Origin of the sequence: Desulfococcus sp. (assembly GCF_050178255.1) — a bacterium.
GTDB lineage: Bacteria > Desulfobacterota > Desulfobacteria > Desulfobacterales > Desulfococcaceae > Desulfococcus > Desulfococcus multivorans.
Genome location: NZ_JBFXGG010000163.1, coordinates 1 through 5,098, shown reverse-complemented (window position 1 = coordinate 5,098; position 5,098 = coordinate 1). Strand labels below are relative to the sequence as shown.

The window sequence follows — 5,098 nt, the reverse complement described above, 5'->3', positions numbered from 1 at the left end:
GACGACAGGGTCTTCATCGTTCTTCAGCGACTCGACCGGGACAACGACTGGGTGCCGTCCAACACGGCCTACCTCGCCGTTTTCGATACGGCCACGGATCGGGAAATCGATACGGGCGCACCCAACTGCGACGGCGTCAAGGGGATCCCTCTGCACGTCGGAAACGCGGGCGCGGTACTCTATCTCCCGGAAACCGACCGGGTCTATGTCCAGGGCGTCGGGGACTACGGCAGTTCGTGGACCGGCAGAAACCCGGCGTATACCGGGGGCATCGCGGCTGACGACCCCCAGGACTACACGGTCGACATGATCGTTGACGACGGGGATGCCGGCGACCATCCCTACGGCAACATATCAGGCATGGGCATCGTCTCGGCGGAAAAAGGGTATTTCGTGGGCTACGCCGGATGGGGGGACAACACCCTCTATGCCTTCAACCCGACTACCGGGGATGTCTTCGGTCCGGCCAACGACTATCTCAAAGGGAAGAACATTTCGGGCATGGAAGCGGGTACTTACGCCGACAACCGGGGAAAGCTCTGGATCTGCAACCAGACCGATGCCGAGGTGGTGATTCTCAATACCGAGGATGACACCATCGACGAAAACGTCTTCACCAATCTGAACCCGACCCGGGTCGTCTTCACCACCGAAGGCGAGCCGGATCCCGAACCGGATTCCGACGGGGGCGGCGGCGGCGGGTGCTTCATCAACACGGCGGCCGGCACCACCGTCGGCCTGTGGCCCCTGCTGCTGACGATCATCGGTGTCGCCGGCCTGGCCCGATCCGGACGGCGGCAATGAGGCATTCCGGCATGCTCCCCAATTTTTTTCAATGGACCCAATTTTTTCACTGGAATAGACCTGTGCGACGAACACCCTTCATTTTTACGTCGACCTTATTGTTGCTGAGCTTTCTTTTCCCGGGAAAGCCTTCATCCACATTCGCCTACCCGGTCCAGTTCGAGGATGCGGACCACCGGGTGGTCACCATTACCGCCAGCCCCCGGCGGGTTGTCTCCCTGGTGCCATCCGTCACCGAAATCATTCTATCCGTCGGCGGCGGCGACGTCGTCCGCGGGGTCACCTACCACGACACCTATCCACCTGAAGCTGCACGCATCCCCAACGTGGGCGGCTTTTTCGCTCCCTGTGTCGATCGGATCCAGGAGATCGCGCCGGACGTCATCTTCGTCTCCGACCTCCACCGGGAGGTCATCGAAACCTTTGAAGGCGGACCGGTGGCCGTCATCCGCCTCCGTCTCGACACCTTTCCCGACCTGTTCAGGACCATCCGTCTGATCGGCGAAATCTTTCATGAGGAGGAGCGCGCCGCGGTGCTCTCGGCCGACATCACCCGGGAATTGGACCACACCGCCCGGAAGACGGCCCGGATCCCTTCGCCCGAAAAACAACGGGTCATCCGTTTCATGGGCAGGGAATCGGTCATGACCCCGGGCGACGATTCCTTCCAGAACGGGATGATTCGTTCCGCCGGCGGCATCCCGCCGTCTCTCGGCAAAAACGGCAAGGCCGTTCCCGTCACCCTGGCCGAGTGGACGGCCTTCAACCCCCAGACCATCTATGGCTGCGGCGGCGACCGGGACGCCGCGGAACGCCTGCTGAACCGACCCGGGTGGAAGGATGTGGACGCCGTGAAAAACGGCAGGATCTTCTATTTCCCGTGCGACCTCACCTGCCGGCTCTCCTCCCGGACGGGCGATTTCGTCTCCTGTCTCTCGAGCCGGATCTATGACGAACAATACGACGGCGCTCCGCCGGTGGCCCCCGACGTCACCCTCGGGTCCCGGCCGGTGGACATTCCGCTGTCCTGGGTGGCAAATGCCGAGATCCGCGACACCCGCATCCATGACTTCGTCCACAAGACCCTGCTGGTCCATTTCACCCGCCCCATGGCCGTGACATCCACCCTGGAAGGCTTCCGGGAGAAAATCCGGGCCGTGGGCAACAGCTATTCGCCGCCCCAGTGCTGGGGGCGCTACCACCGCATGGGGCTGGCCGGCTCCCGGGAGGGACTCCTGGCGGCCATCGCCCGGAGCGGGAAGGACACAAGCCTGCTCTTCACCGGCGCAGATATGGACAATCTCTCGGTCCAGGCAAAAACCTGCAAAGGAATGACCGTCGTCGCCCTGGTGACGGCCGGGGTCGAGTCCAACGCCGTTCGCATGTCCCGGGACACCGGGGCATACTATGAACCCGGTACCATCAACATGATCCTGATGTCGAACATGCGGCTCTCGCCCAGGGCCATGAACCGGGCCGTCATCTCCGCCACCGAGGCCAAAACCGCGGCTCTATGGGACATGGACATCCGCAGCAGCCAGACCGGCCGCGTCCACCCGGCCACGGGAACCGGCACCGACAACATCATCGTTGTCGAAGGCCATGGCACTCCCATCGACAACGCCGGAGGTCACAGCAAGATGGGCGAACTCATCGCCGACGCCGTCTATGCCGGTGTCCGGGAGGCCGTCTTCAAACAGAACGGCATCCCGCCGAAACGGACGGTGTTCCAAAGGCTCTCGGATCGCCGCATCAGCCTCTTCGGGCTCGTGGGCAACTGCGACTGCGGCACCCGGAAAACCGAACTGGGAAAAGCCCTGGAACAGCTCCTCCTGGAAGACCCATACGCGGGCTTCCTGGAAATGGCCTTTGCCGTCAGCGATCAATACGAAAGTGGCCTGATATCGGATCTCAGCGCCTTCCAGGCGTTGTGTGACCGGATGTCCGAGAAGATCGCCGGAATGCCCGTTTCAAAAATACCGAAAGTGAATCTCGGAGAGCCCCTGCCCCGGGTGCTCGAGACGGCCCTGAAGGCGATGCTGAAGGGCCTTGCCGCGAAAACCGGACCGGCGCGCCCTTAAAGAAGCCGTGATCGGTGATATTCACCCCAACCCGCCAAAAAAAGAAAGAAGGGAAAAAACATGATCGGGAATCATCTGAAACGGCATCGGCACATCATCCTGGGCATCCTCTGCCTTGCGTCCGCCGGGCATTGGCCCGGCATCGCAGCGGCGCAGGATCCGGCCGCAATCCTCGACACCATGACCGTCACGGCCGAGCGTTTTCCGGTGAGGGAGAAGGAGAGCCCCCGCTTCGTGACGGTGGTGTCGGCGGAAAAGCTCATCGAAACCGGGGCCAATACCTTGTCGGACGCCCTCCGGCGCGTCGGGGGGTTCCAATACAAGGCCTTCGCGCCTTTGGGCATCTCCCACGGCGGCATGAACAGCACCCTCTCCATCCGCGGCATCAAGGACGGCGAGCTGGTTCTCATCAACGGGTCACCCATCCAGGGGGCGGCCGGGCACGCCTATGACATCGACACCATTCCCCTGGACCAGATCGAGCGGGTCGAAATCCTCAAGGGCGCCGCCTCAACCCTCTACGGCGCCGACGCCATGAGCGGGGTGATCAACATCATCACCAAACAGACCGGCGACACCACATCGCTGGGGGGGACGGTGGAATTCGGCAACGAATCCTACCACAACCACGGCGCAGCCATCTCCCTTCCCAGGGTCAACCTGGGATTCAACTACCAGCATCTCGGGGACCAGCAGGAGATTTCCCGAAGTTTCTCGCAAAAATACCGATACGATCTGGACGACACCGACAAGTATGCCTGGACCGTCAATGCCCGCATGTTCGAGAACCTCCACTTCGACTATGTCGGCTCTTATTACCGGACCGGTTTCGAAAAGCGGTATGACGGCAACAAAAAGCCCTTTGAAGGCACCGACCAGGACTACTACAAGAACTTTGCCAACCTCCGCTTCGAGACCCCGACATTGAAGGTCAAGGCCTTCGGCAACTACGACGAGATGCAGCGGCGGGAGTACACCGCGCCCGATGATCCCCCAAATGATCCGAAAGACAGGAACCGGAACTATAATTTCGGCGCGGCCGGCGACTACGGATTTTATCTTTCGGACTGGGAATTCAATCCCGGCGCCGAATGGATCTACCGCGGCGCCGATTACAGCAACCAGTACGGCAGTCAATACCGCAACGATTACGCCCTCTTTCTCCAGGTCAAAAAGACCTTCCTGGAGAGGCTTATCGCCGTCGTCGGCGTGCGGGAGCAGTTCATCGACGGTGCCGCCGGGGCCAGGGATTACGACAAGTTCCTGCCCAGCTTCGGCCTCACCTATACGGCCGCCGACAGCCTGAATCTCTTCGCCAACGCCGGAAAAGCCTTTCGGGCGCCCGCCTTCAACGATCTTTACTATGACAGCGACTTCCTGAAGGGAAACCCGAACCTCCGTCCGGAAGAGGGCTGGACCTACGAGGCCGGCGTCAAATACGACGACAATTTTCTGCAGCTGCGCCTGTCCGCCTTTTACATGGCCTATGAAGACAAGATCGAACTCGACCGGTCCGGAGGGTATCCCCTCACCTATTTCAACGCCGGGGATTACGAGAGCACGGGCATCGAGTGGAATATCGGCGTCAATCCCTTTGTCCATCAGGCCGGATGGGCGCAGGATCTCTCCCTTTACACCGCCGGGTACTGGGCCGACCCCACGGCCGAGGACACCGACGGAAAGGATTACCGGACCGGCCCCAGGTTCCAGGCGAGCCTCGGCGTCGATTATCTGACCGAGCCCGTGACCCTGGACCTGAACTGTCAGCTTCTTACCAGCCGCGAGCGGGAACTGGACGACACCGTCGTACTCAATTTTTTCTCCAGGGTGAAGCTCTGGAAGGGCCATCTCACCTTCGCCGTGGACAACATCTTCGACGAGGCGGTCCAGGTCTCGGGGGATCTGTCCGAGGATGCGAGCAATCGGTACGTCTATTATGACATCGGACGGTTGGTGAAGGTGGGGTATGAAATTGTTTTCTGACGTCTGAAACGCGCCGCGATCGCGGTGCCGCATGCCGCCGGGAACGCCCCGGGAAGGCGTCGGCGCCGTTTTCCGCAAGTGCCGGCGCGCGTCCGGTGTTCCGGGTGCCGCAAGGTCCGGAGGGCAACTGGATGGCCTTGACAACGCCGGATGCGCGCCGCACGAACGGTTTTATTCTTCCCGCGACGGATCCCCGGCAACCGCATCGAGGCCGTCGGCTTGCCGGCAGA

Annotated in this window: 3 protein-coding genes; all 3 read left to right on the top strand. The window is 61.5% G+C overall.

What is annotated here, in order from left to right; all coding sequences use genetic code 11:
• Nucleotides 1-804: hypothetical protein (locus AB7S84_RS16425; RefSeq protein WP_428155810.1), on the top strand; the 804-nt coding region annotated here is incomplete at its 5' end.
• Nucleotides 805-866: 62 nt separating this feature from the next.
• Nucleotides 867-2,885, top strand: coding sequence for an adenosylcobinamide amidohydrolase (locus AB7S84_RS16420; RefSeq protein ID WP_428155808.1), 2,019 nt, complete (start codon nt 867-869; stop codon nt 2,883-2,885).
• Between the two features lie 60 nt (nt 2,886-2,945).
• Nucleotides 2,946-4,868 carry a TonB-dependent receptor plug domain-containing protein gene (locus AB7S84_RS16415; RefSeq protein ID WP_428155806.1) on the top strand — a complete coding sequence of 641 codons (1,923 nt, stop codon included), beginning with the start codon at nt 2,946-2,948 and terminating at the stop codon, nt 4,866-4,868.
• Nucleotides 4,869-5,098 lie beyond the last annotated feature (230 nt).

Excerpts from the sequence above, each read along its gene's own strand:
- AB7S84_RS16415 (WP_428155806.1), top strand. The coding sequence starts at position 2,946 with ATGATCGGGAATCATCTGAAACGGCATCGGCACATCATCCTGGGCATC.